Below are 17,690 nucleotides of genomic sequence, written 5' to 3'. Positions count from 1 at the left end.
GTGCTGGCAAGGTGATTTATGGCAACGCATCGTAAGAACCCCACCATTAACCGAGGCTACCGTGTGGCCGACCAGATTCAGCGCGATCTCAGTGAATTGATCGCGCGTGAATTAAAGGATCCACGTGTTGGCATGGTGACCATCCAGAGCGTGGAGGTCACGCCTGATTACGCCCATGCCAAAGTGTTCATCAGCATCTTGGTGGGAGATGCGCAAGAGACGGTCGATGCCTTGAACCAAGCGGCAGGTTTTTTGCGTAATGGCTTGTTCAAGCGTCTGCACATCCACACGGTGCCGACCTTGCACTTTATTTTTGACCGCACGCCTGAGCGGGCTGCGGATATGAATGCCTTGATTGCCAAAGCGGTCGAATCGCGCGGCAACGAAGAAGCGGAGTAAACCAATGACAGCGTCAACCCGTGTCAGGGTGCAGCGGCGCCCTGTGCATGGGGTGTTGCTGCTTGATAAACCTCTGGGGCTTTCCAGTAACCAGGCTTTGCAAAAAGCCAAGTGGTTACTGCGCGCAGAGAAAGCCGGCCATACCGGTACATTGGATCCATTGGCCAGCGGCATTTTGCCGCTGTGCTTTGGAGCAGCCACCAAATTCAGTCAATTACAGCTAGAAGCTGATAAGACCTATGAAACGATAGTGCGCTTGGGTGTCACAACGACCACGGCAGATGCCGAGGGCGATGTACTGCAAGAGCGCGCCGTCACTTGTTCTGTGGGGCAGGTGGTTGAAGTGCTCGATGCATTCATGGGGCCAATTACACAGGTTCCGCCAATGCACAGCGCACTGAAGAAAGATGGCAAAGCCTTGTATGAGTATGCTCGCGAAGGCGTGACTGTGGAGCGCGAGGCGCGCAACGTGGTCATTCATGAGTTGGAGCTGCTGGACATGCAACTGCAAGGCGATGCGCCTTACCTGCACTTGCGTGTGCAGTGCTCGAAAGGCACATACATCCGCACCTTAGGGGAAGATATTGGCCAGGCGCTGGGCTGTGGCGGCCACTTGCGGATGCTGCGCCGAGTGCAAACCGGCCATTTGCATGTGGAGCAAGCCATCACACTGGAGGCACTGGAGGCGATGGATGAGCGGCAGCGCATTGCTGCGCTTAACGCTACCGAAACACTGCTGTCGCATCATGAGCCGATTGAGTTGGATGCCATCGAGGCAGGCCGCTTTCTCAGTGGGGTGCGCAGGCGCGGTGTGTGGCCAGACATTCCCGCTGCCGCCGTATTTGGCACTGCCCCTCGCGCCTTGCTTGGTGTTGGCCATGTCCACGCCGGTGAACTCATCCCAGACCGTTTGCTCAGCCCAATTGAGATCGAGCAAACACTGGCACAGGAATACAAGCTGCTGAACCACTGAACAGTTTCAATTTTTAGATTTTTCCAAAGACGACCATGACTAAAGAAATTCGCAACATTGCCATCATTGCCCACGTTGACCATGGAAAGACCACCATGGTTGACCAATTGCTGCGCCAAAGCGGCACGTTTGAAGAGCACGAAAAAGTGGTCGACACGGTGATGGACAACAACGCCATTGAGCGTGAACGTGGTATTACCATTTTGGCCAAAAACTGCGCGGCCAACTGGAAGGGGACGCACATCAACATCCTGGACACACCTGGTCACGCGGACTTTGGTGGTGAAGTAGAGCGTGCGCTGTCGATGGTTGACGGTGTCGTGTTGCTGATCGACGCACAAGAAGGCCCAATGCCACAAACGCGCTTCGTGACGAAAAAAGCTTTGGCTCTGGGCTTGAAGCCAATCGTCGTGGTCAACAAGGTTGACAAGCCAGGCGCGAATCCAGACAAAGTGGTCAACGCCGCGTTTGACTTGTTCGACAAGCTGGGCGCAACTGACGAGCAGCTGGACTTCCCAGTGGTGTATGCCTCCGGTATCAATGGCTGGTCAGCGCTGGAAGAAGGCACGCCTGGTGAAAAGTGGGGCACCGACATGGCGCCGCTGTTTGACACTATTTTGCGCCATGTGCCTTCCGTGAAAGGCGACGCCACTGCACCATTGCAATTGCAAGTCTCGGCGCTGGACTACTCGACCTTTGTTGGCCGTATCGGTGTGGGCCGTATCACTCAGGGCACACTCAAGCCCGGCATGGACGTGCTGATTGCCAAAGGCGTGGACGGTGGCACTTACAAAGGCCGTGTGAACCAGGTCTTGACCTTTCAGGGGTTGGACCGTGTGCAAGCGACTGAAGCGGGCCCGAGCGATATCGTGCTGATCAACGGCATCGAAAATATCGGTATTGGTGAGACTGTCACCGACATCGCCAATCCACAACCGATGCCCATGCTCAAGATCGACGAGCCAACGCTGACGATGAACTTCTGCGTGAACACCAGCCCATTGGCAGGTCGTGAAGGCAAGTTTGTGACCAGCCGTCAAATCTGGGATCGCCTGCAAAAAGAGTTGCGCTCCAACGTGGCGCTGCGTGTCAAGGAAACCGACGAAGACGGTATCTTTGAAGTCTCAGGCCGTGGTGAATTGCATTTGACCATTTTGCTGGAAGAAATGCGCCGCGAAGGCTACGAACTGGCCGTCTCCAAGCCACGCGTGGTGTTCCGTGAGGTCAATGGTGAAACCCATGAGCCATTCGAGATGGTGACTGCTGACATCGAAGAAGGCCACCAGGGCGGCGTGATGCAGGCCCTTGGCGAGCGCAAAGGCGAATTGGTGAACATGGAGGCTGACGGCCGCGGCCGTGTCCGTCTGGAGTACCGTATCCCTGCACGTGGCCTGATTGGTTTCACCAACGAGTTCTTGAACCTGACCCGTGGCTCCGGTTTGATTTCCAATATTTTCGATGGCTACGAGGCCTATGCCGGTGAAATCGGTGGTCGTAAAAACGGCGTGCTGATCTCGATGGACGACGGCGAGATTTTCACGTACGCGCTGGGCAAACTCGATGACCGTGGTCGCATGTTCGTCAAAGCCGGTGACCCAGTCTATGAAGGCATGATCGTTGGTATCCATAGCCGTGACAACGACCTGGTCGTGAACGCCACGCGTACCAAACAGCTGACCAACTTCCGCGTCAGTGGCAAGGAAGATGCGATCAAAATCACGCCACCAATCGATTTGTCGCTGGAATATGCAGTGGAATTCATTGATGACGATGAGCTGGTTGAAATCACGCCCACATCGATCCGTCTGCGCAAACGCCACCTGAAAGAAAGTGACCGCAAGCGCGCTAAAAATGCCGCACTAGCTTGATGGGTTATTGCCAGGGTTGCGCTTTCAGCTACAACCCAAAAACAACGCCATTTGAAAATATATTTGAATGGCGTTTGTGCATGGGTGTGGCTGATTCGCCGCAGCGTGTATGGTGTTGGGGACGCAGTGAACATGAATTTCAGTAATGACTGAAATATACAATCGCTGCATGGTGGTCGGCGCTGAGTGCCTGAGCCATCAAAAGTTCAATGAAACGGGATAGAATTCGGCCTGACTTTCCATCAGGCCAGTTTGGCTTTTGCTATGGTCTGCGCTTGCGCGCAGATTATGGGCAGCAGTGCGCATGCACAGCACGCCCTTGTATGTAGAGCATTGATCCAATGGTTCGTCACTTTGGCTTTGGATGCGCATCGCATGCAAAGGCAATCGCATTGGCTTGTTTTGTTGGGAATATCTTCTCTTGAGGTGTGCATGAAAAAAACGATACCCCTTGCAACGGCTGCGGCAGCAAGTGCGCTGCTGTCTGGCTGTAATTGGACGGTGATCAACCCTTCTGGCTACGTAGCACAGCAGCAAAGTAATTTGCTGATGTTCTCCGTGTACTTGATGCTCTTGATCATTGTTCCGGTGATCTTCGCAACCCTGTACTACGCGTGGAAATACCGTGCGTCGGCCAATGCGGAATATGACCCAGACTTCTACCACTCCAACAAGTTGGAAGTGTTTATCTGGGGCGTGCCGATTTTGATGATCATCGTGTTGGCGTTGGTGACTTGGGGTTCGACGCACTTGCTCGATCCGTATCGCCCACTGGCTCGCATCGATACTGATGTGGCCATTGCCGGTTACGAAGAAAAACTCGGTCCGGTCAAGCGCATGACGGTGGCCGTGATTGATCCAGGTCGTAAAAATGAAGAAGTGGTTGAGGTCAAGCCTCTGCGCGTGGAAGTCGCTGCACTGGACTGGAAATGGTTGTTCATTTACCCAGATTACGGCATTGCGACTGTCAATGAGCTGGCCGCACCAATCAACGTGCCGATTGAGTTCAAGCTGACTTCTGTCTCTTCGATGAACTCGTTCTACATTCCTGCATTGGCTGGTCAGATTTATGCCATGCCAGGTATGAAAACCCAAATGCATGCGGTTATGAACAAGGAAGGCGTCTACAAGGGCTTTTCTGCGAACTACACCGGCTGGGGCTTTAACCAAATGCACTTCAACTTCAGCGGTCTGAGCCAGCAAGGCTTTGATCAATGGGTTGAAAAAGTACGCCAGTCACCACAGGCATTGGACCGCCAAGAGTATTTGGCACTGGACGTGGCTGATCAGCCAGACGAGCGCGGCTTCGTGCAGTACTTCGGTACACGCCATTACTCCTCGGTCGAAGATGGGCTGTACTACGCAATCCTGAATTTGTGTGTCCGTCCTGGCACGATGTGCATGGACGAGATGATGGCCATTGACACAGCCGGTGGTGGTGGTGTTGACAGCCTGGATAACTACAAGCGTCTGCGCTATGACAGCCGCCGTACATTGAAAACACAATTGGATCTGGTGCAGTTCTCAGGCATTGTTCCAGGTATGTTTGTGTGCACACCGAATACGACGACGGCTGACCTCTCGAATTCCCCGTTTGAGACGGCTAACAACAAAGACGAGGCAGCCACCTTGTCTACACAAAAGCTCAGTGCCAATACGGGTGCTGTTTCAACCGCACTCTGATACTGGAATATTGAACAATGTCAGCTGCTTTTTTTAATGAAACCGTAAGCCCACTGCTTGGGCGCGTGACGTTTGATCACGTGACATTCCCGATGCTCAAAGAGCCGGTGGTGATGGCGACTTTTATCGGTGTGATGCTGGGTGGCTTGGTGCTGCTTGGACTGATCACCAAATACCGCCTGTGGGGCTATTTGTGGAAAGAATGGTTCACAACCATCGACCACAAGAAAATCGGCATCATGTACGCCATATTGGGTATTGTGATGTTGCTGCGCGGCTTTGCCGACGCCTTGATGATGCGTTTGCAGCAGGCTATTTCTTCAGGGGGTGGTGAAGGCTATTTGAATGCCCATCACTACGATCAGGTGTTTACCGTGCATGCGGTCATCATGATCTTCTTTGTCGCGATGCCCATGGTGACTGCCTTCTTCAACTACCTGGTGCCATTGCAAATTGGTGCGCGCGACGTGGCCTTCCCGTTCCTGAATAACTTCAGTTTCTGGATGACCACTGCCGGTGCGGTGTTGGTGATGATCTCCTTGTTTATTGGTGAGTTCGCACAAACTGGTTGGTTGGCATATCCGCCTTTATCGGGCATTGACTACAGTCCGGGCACCGGGGTTGACTACTACTTGTGGTCTCTCAATATTGCCGGTGTGGGCACGACACTGTCTGGTATCAACATGTTGGTGACCATCATCCGCATGCGCGCGCCAGGCATGACCATGATGAAAATGCCTATCTTCACATGGACGGCTTTCTGCACCAACATGCTGATTGTGGCGACTTTCCCAATCTTGACAGCCACCTTGGTGCTGCTGACATTGGACCGCTACCTGGGCACCAACTTCTTCACTGCACAGCTGGGCGGAAGTGCCATGTTGTATGTGAACCTGATCTGGATCTGGGGCCACCCTGAGGTCTACATTCTGGTCTTGCCTGCTTTCGGTATCTTCTCTGAAATCGTTCCTGTCTTTACCAAGAAGCGCCTGTTTGGTTACACCACCATGGTCGTGGCAACGCTGGCGATCACCGTTTTGTCGTACCTGGTCTGGTTGCACCACTTCTTTACGATGGGGGCGGGGGCCAACGTCAATGCCTTCTTTGGTATAGCGACGATGATCATCTCGATTCCGACTGGCGCGAAGATCTTCAACTGGTTGTTTACCATGTACAAAGGCCGCGTGCGTCTTGAAGTACCTATGTACTGGACCATCGGTTTCATGGTGACCTTCGCAATCGGTGGTATGACCGGTGTGATGCTGGCGATTCCTGCTGCAGACTTCGTGCTGCACAACAGCTTGTTCCTGGTGGCTCACTTCCACAACACCATCATCGGTGGCGTCGTGTTCGGTATCTTTGCGGGCTTGACCTTCTGGTTCCCCAAAGCATTCGGCTACAAAATGAACGACTTCTGGGGCAAAGTGTCCTTCTGGTGCTGGTTTATCGGTTTCTGGGTGGCCTTTACACCGTTGTACATCATGGGCCTGATGGGCGTGACACGCCGTTTGAGCCAGTTCGAAGATGCGTCTTTGCAACCGTACTTTGTGGTTGCCCTGATCGGTGGTTTGCTGGTTGGCGCAGGTATCTTGGCCTTTGTGCTGTCGATTGTGGTCGGTTACTTGCAACGCGAGAAAACACGTGACCTGACTGGTGATTCGTGGGGCGATGGCCGCACTTTGGAGTGGGCGACTTCCTCTCCACCGCCTGCATACAACTTTGCGTTCACACCTGTCGTGCACGAAATTGATGCCTGGTGGGATATGAAAAAACACCGCGCTGTGCGTCCTGTGACTGATTTTGTGCCAATTCACATGCCTAAATACACGGGCATGGGGGTGGCGCTGAGCGTGATCAGCATTGTGCTGGGCATGGCGATGATCTTCTACATCTGGTGGCTGGCAATCGCCTCTTTCGTGGCCCTTATTGGTGTTTCGATTTACCACACCTTCAACTACGACCGTGATTACTACATTCCGGCCGAAGAGGTGCAAGGTATTGAAGATGCGCGCACACAGCAGCTTGCTGCCAGCGCTAGAACTTGATCTGCACGGAGTGACGAATACATGTCAGTAACTACAGTACACGCGCCGGCAGGGCAGCGCGAATTCTTCGTCAAAGAAGATGCACACCATGGCCACGACGATGGCCACGGACACACCAACAACACCACAGGCATCGGCTTCTGGATTTATTTGATGAGCGATTGCCTCATCTTTGCAATCTTGTTCGCTGTGTATGCGGTGCTCGGTCGCAGCTATGCGGCAGGTCCTTCGCCCGCCGACTTGTTTGATCTGAAGCTGATTCTGGTCAACACCTTCATGCTGTTGTTCTCGTCGATCACCTTCGGTTTTGCGATGCTGCAGTCCTACAAGGGCAATGTGGCTGGCACGATTCGTTGGTTGCTGATCACGGCGGTGTTTGGTCTGGCCTTCCTGGCCATTGAAATTTACGAATTTCAGCACTTGATCCACTTGGGTGCGACACCACAGCGCAGTGCCTTCTTGTCGGCCTTCTTCACCTTGGTCGGCACGCACGGCTTGCACGTCACATTCGGTATCATCTGGCTGGTAGTGCTGGTGTTTCAACTGCGTAAACACCGCTTGAATGCGGCCAACCAACGCCGCCTGATGTGCCTGTCGATGTTCTGGCACTTCTTGGACGTGATCTGGATCATTGTGTTTTCTTATGTTTATCTGATTGGAGTCGTAGGATGAGCCAACACCACCACGATCATTCTGACGGCGGCGCACCACACGGTACGCTGAAGGATTACGTCATTGGCTTCGTTTTGGCCGTCATCCTGACTGTCATCCCTTTTTGGCTGGTGATGGGCGATGTGCTTGAGAGCCGCGCTGCTACCGTAGGCTGGATTCTGGCCTTTGCCGTGGTGCAGGTCATTGTGCATGTGGTTTACTTCCTGCACATGAAGCCTAATACCGAAGGCGGCTGGTCGATGATGGCGCTGCTTTTCACCATTCTCACTCTGGTCATTGCTGTGGCCGGCTCGATCTGGGTAATGCGCAACTTGGAAGAGCACATGATGCCGCATGGCATGAACGCACCGGCATTTGTGCCGCCGAGCATCTCTGATCTGAACGCACCAAAATAATTGGGCTGTTGATTCAGGCCAGTTGAAAATAACCCGCCATTGGTGGGTTATTTTTTTGCCTATTTTTTGGCTCGGCATGCAGCCATGCAAGCGCGATGTCAGCCTTGTGCTGTGCTCAATCGTTAATGATCAATGCTATTGCGGCTTGCTGCAGCGATGCATGGGTTCAAATCTCACTAAAATCAGGGCTTTGTGGCCTTGGGTGCTGGCTGGCAGCTGGCAGGTCAAAGGAGGGTGACAGCGATGCAGGAATTGCAGAAGCCGCAGTATGGAATGCATGTGCGGGTGTATTGGGAGGACACGGATGCCGGCGGCATTGTCTACCACGCCAACTACATCAAGTTCATGGAGCGCGCGCGTAGCGAATGGTTACGCAGCAAAGGCCTTGGGCAGCAGCAGGCGCGGGAACAATTGGGCGGTATGTTTGTCGTAACCAATCTTGCTTTGCGCTATGTGCTGCCTGCCAAGTTGGATGATTGCTTATGGGTCACGGCCTCGGTGTCAGCCCGCGGCCGGGCCTCAATGACCATGAATCAGCAAGTTTTTCGCACGGACAGTGGCTCAGAAAGTGGCACACTACTGTGCGATGCCCAAGTGCGCATTGGTTGGGTAGATAGTCAAACGGTTCGTGCCGGTCGAATTCCTGAAAACGTACACAATTTGTTCTTATGAACACACAAGACATGTCGATAACGTACCTGATCCTCAACGCCAGTTGGGTGGTACAGGTAGTGATGCTGATTTTGGTCGTTGGCTCGATCGCGAGCTGGGCCACCATCTTTAAGAAGTCCTCACTGCTCAAAGATGCGCGCAAACTCAATGGCGAGTTTGAAGAGGACTTTTGGTCCGGCGCAAGCCTGAATGATCTCTACACCGCCGCCGTACAAAATGCGCGCACATCGGGGCCCCTCGAACGCATGTTTGCCAACGGTATGCGTGAGTTTCATAAACTGCGCGAACGCCAGATCCACAACGCCAATACCTTGCTCGATGGTTCGCGCCGCGCGATGATGGCCAGCTTCAACCGTGAAATGGATGCCTTGGAGAATGGCCTGTCCTTTCTTGGCACAGTAGGCTCTATTTCCCCGTATGTCGGCCTGTTTGGTACCGTCTGGGGCATCATGCATGCCTTTACTGGCTTTGCCAGCATGGAGCAAATCTCGCTGGCTACGGTTGCCCCAGGTATTGCCGAGGCGCTGGTTGCGACTGCAATGGGCTTGTTCACGGCGATTCCGGCAGTCATCGCATACAACCGCTTTAGCCGCGAAGTCGATCGCACAGCGATCCGCATGGAGACTTTCGGCGACGAATTCACCAATATCTTGCAGCGAAATCTGGGCGCGACGCAGTCTGCCTCGGGCCACTGAGCACTGCCACAGAACTGTACTTAGCAGTAGGAGCTTGCAATGGCGAGTCTGACACGACGTGGGCGGGGCCGACGCACCGTCAATGAAATCAATATGGTGCCATTCATCGATGTGATGCTGGTGCTGCTGATCATTTTTATGGTGACCGCGCCCATGATCACTCCTGGCGTTATCAATGCGCCATCAGTGGGTAAGGCCGATCAAACGCCGCCTGAAACTGCGCGGGTATTTGTTGACCCGACGGGCAAAATCGAATGGGAAGTGACTGGGCAGAGCAAGCAGACCGCGACGCTTGAGCAAGTGCAGCAACTGGCCCAGGACTGGCAAGCCCAGCAATTGGAGCAGGGCAAAACCCAGGAGCAGTTTGCGATTGTCATCGTCGGTGACTCCAAGGCCAGTTATGAATATGTGATGAATGCCCTGACGGCACTGCAGGAAGCACAAATCAAACGCGTGGCTTTTTTGCTGAACCAAAAATAAGCCTTTTTATCTGTGCTCCTAGTCGCCCGCGCATGGCGTTGGCATTGGCTTTTTACTCTCTGAAATTTTCATGCCCGCACTCCCTCCTTTAGACAACGAACCGATTTTGCCACCGCAGCCGCCAATGCGGTTGCGGGCTGTCGCGTTGGCTGTGTTGGTCCATGTGGGCTTGATTGGGGCATTGGTGGGCGTCAATTGGAAGCCACCTACTGATACCGTGCTGGAAGCGGAGCTGTGGTCTGAGTTGCCGCAAGAAGCAGCGCCTGCTGCTGCGCAAACTGCGCCGCCCCCACCACCAGCGCCGGTGCCGACCCCTGCGCCTGCGCCTGTGGAGCCGCCGCCACCTCCGCCTGCCCCGGTAGAGCCACCGCCGCCACCACCACCTGCACCAGTTCCGCCACCACCGCCAGAGCCGGAGGTGACGCCTGAGCCTGACCCGCAACTGGTCTTGGAGCAAGAACGCAAAGAGCGCGAAGAGGCTGAGCGCAAGCGCCAGCTCGCACTGGAGGCGGCGAAAAAGAAACAAGAGCAAGAAGCAGCGAAGAAAAAAGCCGCAGAAGAAGCGGCCGCGAAGAAGAAAGCGGAAGAAGACGCTGCCAAGCAACAGGCCGCTGAAGAGGCTGCCGCGAAGAAAAAAGCCGAAGAAGAAGCTGCCAAGAAAAAGGCCGCTGCAGATGCGGCTGCGAAGAAAAAAGCGGAAGAGGAAGCCGCCAAGAAAAAGGCCGCAGACGAGGCTGCAGCGAAGAAAAAAGCTGAAGACGAAGCAGCGAAGAAAAAAGCCGAAGAGGAGGCTGCTAAGAAAAAGGCGGCTGAAGAGGCCGCCGAGAAGAAAAAAGCCGAAGAAGAAGCTGCCAAGAAAAAGGCTGCCGAAGACGCTGCGAAGAAAAAAGCAGCGGAAGAAGCCGCCAAGAAAAAGGCCGCAGCTGAGGCAGCTAAAAAAGAAGCCGCCGAAGCCGAAGCCAGGCGCGCTGCGAACCTGGCCAACATCCAAGGCATGGCTGGCGCGACTGGGGCAAGCAATGCGACCGGCACAGCCGAGCGCTCTTCTGGACCTTCGGCAGGCTGGGGCGGTCAAGTGCGCCAGGCAGTGCGTCCCAACATCATTTTCCCATCGGCCATCGTTGGCAACCCAGCCGCCGAGGTCGAGGTCCGCATGGATGGTTCAGGCCGGGTCATTGGGCGGCGCATCACCAAATCCAGTGGTAACGCAGCCTGGGATGACGCGGTGCTGCGCGCGATTGATAAAACCCAGAAGCTGCCGCTGGACAATGGACGCGCAATCCCTTCGGCGATTTTGGTGTTCCGCCCCAACGATTGATGCGCCTGCGCGAACGACTGCGGTGCCGTGTGCCCAGGCATCGCGCGCGCAGCTGCCATGCTCCGTTGAGCCGTAGATTGTGCTGTGCGCGGCTGCGCGGAGGTTTCGAACAGGCTCTTACACAGCAAATGCGATGCGTTTGGTGTGCAACCGTTAGAATGCAAAGCTATGTCATATTTGGTGCTCGCTCGCAAATACCGCCCCCATAATTTCGATGAAATGGTGGGGCAGGAACACGTCGTCAAGGCGCTGTCGAATGCGCTGGCGCAGCAAAGGCTGCACCATGCATACTTGTTCACTGGCACGCGCGGAGTGGGTAAAACCACGGTCTCGCGCATTTTGGCCAAATCGCTTAACTGCCAAGGCCCTGATGGCTTGGGCACGATTACAGCGCACCCATGCGGCGTGTGCCAGGCCTGTCGTGACATCGATGCGGGCCGCTTTGTGGATTACACCGAGCTGGATGCGGCTTCCAACCGTGGCGTTGAAGAAGTGCAAAGCCTGATGGAGCAGGCCGTCTACAAGCCGGTGCAAGGGCGCTTCAAAGTCTTCATGATTGACGAAGTGCACATGCTCTCCAATACGGCCTTCAATGCGATGCTCAAAACGCTGGAAGAGCCGCCCGAATACCTGAAATTTGTATTGGCGACCACCGACCCTCAGAAAGTGCCTGTCACGGTGCTCTCACGCTGCTTGCAATTCAATTTGCGCCCGATGGCGCCGCAAACCATCATCGAGCATTTGCAACTGGTACTGGCCAAGGAGTCCGTGCCACAAGACCGTGCCAGCTTGCAACTATTGGCGCGTGCGGCGCGTGGCTCCATGCGCGATGCGCTGTCATTGACCGACCAGGCGATTGCTTATGGCAATGGCGCATTGCAAGAAGAGACTGTGCGCCAAATGCTGGGCGTGGTCGATAAACGCTACGTGTTTGATGCCATTGATGCACTGGCGCGTGCCGATGGTGCCGCTGTGATGAGCCTGGTCAACGTCTTGCGCCAGCAGGGCATTCCTGCCGCCTCTTTGCTGGAGGACATGGCGCTGGCCTTGCAGAAAATGGCCCTGTACCAAAGCGTGCCGCAGTCGGCCTGGGACCCGGCAGAAGAGGTTGACTTACCCGCTTTGCTGGAATTGGCCGGCAAGCTCCCAGCTGATGAAACGCAGCTGCTCTACACCTTCTGTCTCAAAGGCCGCGAAGAGCTGGGCTTGGCGCCCGATGAGTACGCCGGCTTGCTGATGGTGCTGCTGCGCTTGTTGGCATTCAAAGCCCCGGCAGGCACCTCGCCGACTTCTGGTGGCGGCGCAGCCCCCAGTGGCAGTGCACCTGAAACATCGCCTGACAAGCCTGCCCCCGCAGCCGTAGCCGCAGCCACTGATGCTGCCATCGAAGCTGTGGCTACTGCTACTGCTACTGCTACTGCTACTGCTACTGCTACTGCGCATGCTGCGGCTTTGGCGTCGCAATCGCAGCCGCAATCGCAGGAGCCGCCGCCGCCGCATACTGTGTCTGAGCCGGCAGCGGTGGTGGAGTCTGCCATTGAGCCAACACAGCACGAAACTGCCCCTGATGCAGGTGCCACTGTGCTGGCCACTGCAGCTATTGCGCCGCCAGGCACGGCATTGCCTTGGGAAGACCAGGCAGAGCATGCTACACAGGCCGCTGTGGCCCCTCCGCCTGTATTACAAGCCGAACCTGTCGCGCCCGAGCCGGTGCAGGCAGTCAGCCAAATTGTTGCGACTGGTACAACGGTCGATGTCCTAGCGCCAGTTGCGCCCATACGGGCACCCGAGCAGGCACCCGCCTTGCGCCTGCCAGACAATGTCGATGCCGGGCTGCAGCAATGGTGGCAAGCCTTGGTGCGCCAACTCAATGAGCAAGGCCAGTTGACGGCTTTGGTGCGTGAGCTGGCCCAGCAGTCCCAGGTGCAAAAACGCGATGCCACTGGCGTGCATTTGCGCATCAACAACCAGAGCCTGATGAACGAAACCCTGCGTGGCAAGCTGCAGGCTGTGTTGCAAGCGGCAGAGGTAGCTGGGACTTTGACGCTGGAGTACGGTGAAGTTACAGCCAGTTTGATGCTGCAAATGGAAGCTGATAAGCAGCGCGCCCAAGCCATTGCGCAGACCATTGTTGACAACGACGAACGCGTGCAATGGCTTAGAAACCATTTTGGCGCCGAAGTGGTCACAGGCAGCATCAAACCCATAGCGATTGATTTGCGGCATTGAGCGCAGTCATCCGCCACTGAATCGCGCGTGCCGCAAACCGATTGCGACGCTGCTTTTTTTTTAATTGTCAACTCTGCAAAGAGAAAGAAGGGATCCCCATGTTCAATAAAGGACAAATGGCTGGTTTGTTAAAGCAAGCCCAGGCCATGCAAGACAACCTCAAAAAAGCCCAAGAAGAGCTGGCCACAATTGAGGTTGAAGGTGAGTCCGGTGCCGGTTTGGTCAAAGTCTTGATGACGGCCAAGCACGAAGTCAAACGCATCACCATCGACCCGAGCCTGCTGGCCGACGACAAAGACATGCTCGAAGACCTGGTTGCTGCAGCTTTCAATGCCGCCGTGCGCAAGGCCGCAGAAGTCGAGCAAGAGAAAATGGGCAAGCTGACAGGTGGCATGGGGGGCTTGGGCGGAATGATGGGCGGCCTGGGCGGTATGAAACTGCCATTTTGAGCACTGCATACGGTTGTTAACCCGTGGATCAGTCGCCTAAAAGCCTTGAGCACCTGGTGCAGGCCTTGAGAAAGCTGCCCGGTGTGGGTGCCAAGTCGGCTCAGCGCATGGCCTACCATTTGCTGCAGCACGACAGAGACGGGGCTGTGCACCTGGCGCAAGCCCTGCAGTCTGCGGTACAGCACGTGCAGCACTGTGAGCTGTGCTACACCTTCACCGAGCAGACCATTTGTGCGACCTGCGCTGATCCGCAGCGCGACCAGACCCGCTTATGTGTCGTTGAGACGCCTTCTGACCAGGCGGTGCTAGAGCGCACAGGTGCTTATGAAGGCCTGTATTTTGTACTGCAAGGGCGTTTGAATCCCTTGGATGGCGTTGGCATAGCGGAGCTGGGCTTGACGCGTCTGATGGAGCGCGCTGGCAATGGCGTGATTGAAGAAGTCATCATTGCCACCAGTTTCACAGCCGAAGGCCAGGCGACTGCGCATGTGATCGCCCAAGGTCTGAGCAAGCGTGGCATTAAAAGCACACGCATTGCCCGCGGTGTACCCGCTGGCGGTGAGCTGGAATTTGTCGATCTGGGCACCATTGCCCATGCATTGGCCGATCGGCACTGAGCTGCGCTGTTTGCTGCACTAGATGCAGTGCTTTCCAAGGGCTCAGCCCCAGCCAAGGTACAAGGCAAGGTGTTGTTGCACCTTGCCTTTTTCTTTGCGCGCACGGCAACTACCAAGTGCCATTCAATAATACAAATAATAATTAAGAATAAATTCATAAGAAGACTGTCTGTATATAGAACGTGGTTCTCCCCTAGCATGGAGGGCTAGCACAGAGGCAAGGCCAGAAGTTTGGCCCGCCATCCCACACGTTCTTTTTGAAAGACACTGCTTATGTTCTTCCCATCCGCGTCGACCTGGTTGAAACCACTCAGTGCCTTCGCGCTGGCCTGCACAGCGGCATTGGCTGCACACGCACAAACCAAAGAAGTGGTGATTGGTTACCAGGACATGGTCGTGCCTTGGCGCTATGCGCAAGAGACCAAGCAACTCGAAGAGAAAACCGGCTACAAGGTGACCTACCGCCAAATTGGCAGCGGCGCTGAAGTCGCGCGGGCACTGGCCTCTGGCGCAATTCAGATTGGCGAAGCCGGCTCTGCGCCTTTTGCCGCCGCCATCTCGCAAGGCGTGCCGATTGAGATTTTCTGGATTCTGGACAACATCAACGAAGCCGAAGCCTTGGTGGCCCGCAATGGCTCGGGCGTGAACAGCGTGGCCGATCTCAAAGGCAAAAAAATCGCGCTGCCATTTGCCTCGACCACGCATTTCCATTTGCTGGTCGCGCTGGAGAAGGCCGGCATCAAAGCCAATGAAGTGCAAATCTTGAACCTGCGCCCACCAGAGGCGCTGGCAGCCTGGCAGCGCGGCGATATTGACGCCACCTTCATCTGGAACCCGGTATTGCAGCAGGTCAAGCAAAGCGGCACGGTCTTGCTGACCTCGGGCCAAATCGCCAAGGACACCGGCAAGGCCACGTTCGATGCGCTTGCCGTGCGCAAGGATTTTGCGCAAAAAAACGATGCCTTCCTGACAGAGTTCGTCAACGTTCTGGCCGCAGCGGACGCCAACTACACCAATCATACGGCGGCCTGGTCGGTCGATTCACCGCAAGCCAAGGCCGTTGCCAAATGGAGCGGGGCTGAGGTTACCAGCGTGCCTGACAGCCTGGCCTTATACGCGTTTGTGCCGCCTAAAGAGCAGGCCAGTGCGACCTGGCTGGGCGGCGGCAAGAACTCGGTTGTAGCGCAATCGCTGGCAGCGACCGCCGCCTTCCTCAAAGACCAGGGCTCGGTCGCCACCGTGCTTGACGACTATTCAATTGGCATCAACCCACGCTGGGTCGAATCAGCCACTCCTCAATAAGCTGTACTTGAAGGAATCACACCATGGAGCAAGCCCTGGCTGAGCTGCATTCATCAACGCCTGCTGGCAAAGCGGGCTTGCACATCGAAAACCTGTCGGTGCGCTATGCAGGCACAGGTGGCAGCGCCACGACCTTGGCGCTCAGCCATGTGGATTTGCAGATCCAGCCGGGCGAGTTTGTCGTCGCGCTGGGCGCTTCGGGTTGTGGCAAAACGACCCTGCTCAACTGCATTGCCGGTTTCACACCCAGCTCGACCGGGCGCATTGCGCTCAACGGCCAGCCCATTGAAGGCCCGGGCGCTGAGCGTGGCGTGGTGTTCCAAAAACACGCGCTGATGCCGTGGCTGAACGTCGAAGACAATGTCGCGCTGGGCCTGCGCTTGCGCGGTTTGTCCAAAGCGCAGCGGCATGCGATTGCACAAGAAAAACTCGCGCAAGTGGGCTTGGCGGACTTTGCGAAATCGCCAATTTGGCAACTGTCTGGCGGCATGCAGCAGCGCGTGGGCATTGCCCGTGCGCTGGCCAGCGACCCCGAGGTATTGCTGATGGATGAGCCGCTGGGCGCACTCGATGCGTTGTCCCGCGAAGCCATTCAAGAGCTGATTGTGCGCCTGTGGCAAGAGACCAAAAAAACCATTTTCTTCATCACCCATGACGTTGAAGAAGCGCTGTTTATGGGCAGCCGCCTGATTGTCATGTCACCAAGACCGGGGCGCATCGTTCAGCAGCATGCGATTGGTTTTAACCAGGCGTATTTGCACAGCGGCCATGCCCGAAGCGTGAAAGCCAGCGCTGACTTTATCGCCTGGCGTGAGCGGGTGCTGCAATGGATTGCGCCCGACAGCGGGCAGTCCGTGGCTGCATCGACCAGCCACCTTGAACAGGTTAAGGCCGCAGCATCAACTCCACGCGCATTTGGCAAGGCAGCTTGAGCCCATGCGCAGCGTTTGCGATTGCCACTCGAATAGATTGTATGTACCACACCTCCGTAAGCCCGATCGGCTCTGGCAAGGCCAGAACAGTACCTTTGCCAAGCCAAACGGCCCATGAGCCGATCACAGCTGCCGCATTGGATCTCAGCAGCATCCCGGCAGTCGCGCAATACCGCTTGCCGGGCGCAGGCAACAGCCACTGGATCAGTGTGCTGTGCATTGCCGCCTTGCTGGGTTTGTGGTGGCTGGCGACTGCCAGGGCCTGGATCTCGCCTTTGTTTTTGCCATCGCCGCAAGCCATTGGCGCAGCATTCAGCCAAGCCTGGAGCGGCAATATCCAGGGCGGCCAAGGCCTGGTTGTGCATTTGCAGTGGAGCGCACTGCGGGTGTTTGGCGCGTTTTTTCTGGCTGTTGTCACAGCCGTGCCAATTGGCATTGCGATGGGTGTGAGTCGCCTCTCACGCGGCGTGTTCGATCCTTTGATCGAGTTTTACCGGCCCTTGCCACCACTGGCGTATTTGCCGTTGATCGTGATCTGGTTCGGCATTGATGAAACCTCCAAAATCATCCTGATTTACCTGGCCTGCTTTGCGCCCATTGCACTGGCGGCCAAAGCCGGTGTCAAAAGTGCCAGCATTGAGCAAATCAATGCCGCGCTGTCCTTGGGAGCCAGCCGCTGGCAGTTGATTCGCCATGTCATCGTGCCTGCGGCCTTGCCCGACATTCTGGTGGGCTTGCGCATCGCGATTGGCTTTGGCTGGACCACCTTGGTGGCCGCTGAGATGGTCGCCGCCACTGTTGGCCTCGGTCAAATGGTGCTGAATGCCTCGAACTTTTTGCGCACCGACATCGTCATCATGGGCATCTTGGTCATCGGCCTTCTGGCCTGGTGCTTTGACTTGTGCATGCGCTGGGCTGAGTCGCAATTGGTGCCGTGGAAAGGCCGGGTCTAAAGCCCAAG

The 17,690-nt window shown here is 55.8% G+C and carries 17 protein-coding genes; all 17 read left to right on the top strand.

The window, feature by feature from the left end; genetic code table 11:
* Positions 1–18: 18 nt before the first annotated feature.
* On the top strand, positions 19–399 hold the full coding sequence (gene rbfA, locus E8K88_RS09720; RefSeq protein WP_136406476.1) for a 30S ribosome-binding factor RbfA: 381 nt from the start codon (positions 19–21) through the stop codon (positions 397–399).
* Between the two features lie 4 nt (positions 400–403).
* On the top strand, positions 404–1,372 hold the full coding sequence (gene truB / locus E8K88_RS09715) for a tRNA pseudouridine(55) synthase TruB (RefSeq protein WP_136406475.1): 969 nt from the start codon (positions 404–406) through the stop codon (positions 1,370–1,372).
* 35 nt (positions 1,373–1,407) lie between these two features.
* Positions 1,408–3,240 (top strand): translational GTPase TypA, encoded by a 1,833-nt coding sequence (gene typA, locus E8K88_RS09710; RefSeq protein ID WP_136406474.1) that lies wholly within the window; start codon positions 1,408–1,410, stop codon positions 3,238–3,240.
* A gap of 432 nt (positions 3,241–3,672) precedes the next feature.
* Positions 3,673–4,923 carry a ubiquinol oxidase subunit II gene (locus E8K88_RS09705; RefSeq protein ID WP_168797297.1) on the top strand — a complete coding sequence of 417 codons (1,251 nt, stop codon included), beginning with the start codon at positions 3,673–3,675 and terminating at the stop codon, positions 4,921–4,923.
* 17 nt (positions 4,924–4,940) lie between these two features.
* A complete protein-coding gene (gene cyoB, locus E8K88_RS09700) occupies positions 4,941–6,968 on the top strand; it encodes a cytochrome o ubiquinol oxidase subunit I (protein ID WP_136406472.1) in 2,028 nt (675 codons plus the stop codon).
* Between the two features lie 21 nt (positions 6,969–6,989).
* On the top strand, positions 6,990–7,640 hold the full coding sequence (cyoC, locus tag E8K88_RS09695) for a cytochrome o ubiquinol oxidase subunit III (protein ID WP_136406471.1): 651 nt from the start codon (positions 6,990–6,992) through the stop codon (positions 7,638–7,640).
* Positions 7,637–8,035, top strand: coding sequence for a cytochrome o ubiquinol oxidase subunit IV (gene cyoD / locus E8K88_RS09690; protein ID WP_136406470.1), 399 nt, complete (start codon positions 7,637–7,639; stop codon positions 8,033–8,035). Before cyoC ends, cyoD begins: the two co-directional genes overlap by 4 nt.
* A 243-nt stretch (positions 8,036–8,278) precedes the next feature.
* Positions 8,279–8,707, top strand: a complete 429-nt coding sequence (ybgC, locus tag E8K88_RS09685; RefSeq protein WP_240754437.1) for a tol-pal system-associated acyl-CoA thioesterase — start codon at positions 8,279–8,281, stop codon at positions 8,705–8,707.
* Positions 8,704–9,402, top strand: a complete 699-nt coding sequence (gene tolQ, locus E8K88_RS09680; protein ID WP_136406469.1) for a protein TolQ — start codon at positions 8,704–8,706, stop codon at positions 9,400–9,402. Before ybgC ends, tolQ begins: the two co-directional genes overlap by 4 nt.
* Positions 9,403–9,441: 39 nt before the next feature.
* Positions 9,442–9,882 carry a biopolymer transporter ExbD gene (locus tag E8K88_RS09675; RefSeq protein WP_136406468.1) on the top strand — a complete coding sequence of 147 codons (441 nt, stop codon included), beginning with the start codon at positions 9,442–9,444 and terminating at the stop codon, positions 9,880–9,882.
* A gap of 70 nt (positions 9,883–9,952) precedes the next feature.
* Positions 9,953–11,200 (top strand): cell envelope integrity protein TolA, encoded by a 1,248-nt coding sequence (gene tolA / locus E8K88_RS09670; RefSeq protein ID WP_136406467.1) that lies wholly within the window; start codon positions 9,953–9,955, stop codon positions 11,198–11,200.
* A gap of 168 nt (positions 11,201–11,368) precedes the next feature.
* Positions 11,369–13,429, top strand: a complete 2,061-nt coding sequence (gene dnaX / locus E8K88_RS09665) for a DNA polymerase III subunit gamma/tau (RefSeq protein ID WP_136406466.1) — start codon at positions 11,369–11,371, stop codon at positions 13,427–13,429.
* 98 nt (positions 13,430–13,527) lie between these two features.
* Entirely contained in the window at positions 13,528–13,878 is a 351-nt protein-coding gene (locus E8K88_RS09660; RefSeq protein WP_136406465.1) for a YbaB/EbfC family nucleoid-associated protein, read from the top strand.
* 23 nt (positions 13,879–13,901) lie between these two features.
* Positions 13,902–14,495, top strand: coding sequence for a recombination mediator RecR (gene recR / locus E8K88_RS09655; protein ID WP_136406464.1), 594 nt, complete (start codon positions 13,902–13,904; stop codon positions 14,493–14,495).
* Positions 14,496–14,768: 273 nt separating this feature from the next.
* On the top strand, positions 14,769–15,797 hold the full coding sequence (tauA, locus tag E8K88_RS09650) for a taurine ABC transporter substrate-binding protein (protein ID WP_136406463.1): 1,029 nt from the start codon (positions 14,769–14,771) through the stop codon (positions 15,795–15,797).
* Between the two features lie 23 nt (positions 15,798–15,820).
* Complete coding sequence (locus tag E8K88_RS09645; protein ID WP_136406462.1) at positions 15,821–16,729, top strand: taurine ABC transporter ATP-binding protein; 909 nt, start codon at positions 15,821–15,823, stop codon at positions 16,727–16,729.
* 41 nt (positions 16,730–16,770) lie between these two features.
* A complete protein-coding gene (locus tag E8K88_RS09640) occupies positions 16,771–17,682 on the top strand; it encodes an ABC transporter permease subunit (RefSeq protein WP_136406461.1) in 912 nt (303 codons plus the stop codon).
* Positions 17,683–17,690: the final 8 nt, after the last annotated feature.

Source organism: Lampropedia aestuarii (assembly GCF_004803635.1).
Taxonomy (GTDB): domain Bacteria; phylum Pseudomonadota; class Gammaproteobacteria; order Burkholderiales; family Burkholderiaceae_C; genus Lampropedia; species Lampropedia aestuarii.
This window is presented reverse-complemented; position numbering and strand designations above follow the sequence as displayed.

Coding starts and splice junctions, on each gene's coding strand:
- rbfA (WP_136406476.1), top strand. CDS start 19: ATGGCAACGCATCGTAAGAACCCCACCATTAACCGAGGCTACCGTGTG.
- truB (WP_136406475.1), top strand. CDS start 404: ATGACAGCGTCAACCCGTGTCAGGGTGCAGCGGCGCCCTGTGCATGGG.
- typA (WP_136406474.1), top strand. CDS start 1,408: ATGACTAAAGAAATTCGCAACATTGCCATCATTGCCCACGTTGACCAT.
- E8K88_RS09705 (WP_168797297.1), top strand. CDS start 3,673: ATGAAAAAAACGATACCCCTTGCAACGGCTGCGGCAGCAAGTGCGCTG.
- cyoB (WP_136406472.1), top strand. CDS start 4,941: ATGTCAGCTGCTTTTTTTAATGAAACCGTAAGCCCACTGCTTGGGCGC.
- cyoC (WP_136406471.1), top strand. CDS start 6,990: ATGTCAGTAACTACAGTACACGCGCCGGCAGGGCAGCGCGAATTCTTC.
- cyoD (WP_136406470.1), top strand. CDS start 7,637: ATGAGCCAACACCACCACGATCATTCTGACGGCGGCGCACCACACGGT.
- ybgC (WP_240754437.1), top strand. CDS start 8,279: ATGCAGGAATTGCAGAAGCCGCAGTATGGAATGCATGTGCGGGTGTAT.
- tolQ (WP_136406469.1), top strand. CDS start 8,704: ATGAACACACAAGACATGTCGATAACGTACCTGATCCTCAACGCCAGT.
- E8K88_RS09675 (WP_136406468.1), top strand. CDS start 9,442: ATGGCGAGTCTGACACGACGTGGGCGGGGCCGACGCACCGTCAATGAA.
- tolA (WP_136406467.1), top strand. CDS start 9,953: ATGCCCGCACTCCCTCCTTTAGACAACGAACCGATTTTGCCACCGCAG.
- dnaX (WP_136406466.1), top strand. CDS start 11,369: ATGTCATATTTGGTGCTCGCTCGCAAATACCGCCCCCATAATTTCGAT.
- E8K88_RS09660 (WP_136406465.1), top strand. CDS start 13,528: ATGTTCAATAAAGGACAAATGGCTGGTTTGTTAAAGCAAGCCCAGGCC.
- tauA (WP_136406463.1), top strand. CDS start 14,769: ATGTTCTTCCCATCCGCGTCGACCTGGTTGAAACCACTCAGTGCCTTC.
- E8K88_RS09645 (WP_136406462.1), top strand. CDS start 15,821: ATGGAGCAAGCCCTGGCTGAGCTGCATTCATCAACGCCTGCTGGCAAA.
- E8K88_RS09640 (WP_136406461.1), top strand. CDS start 16,771: ATGTACCACACCTCCGTAAGCCCGATCGGCTCTGGCAAGGCCAGAACA.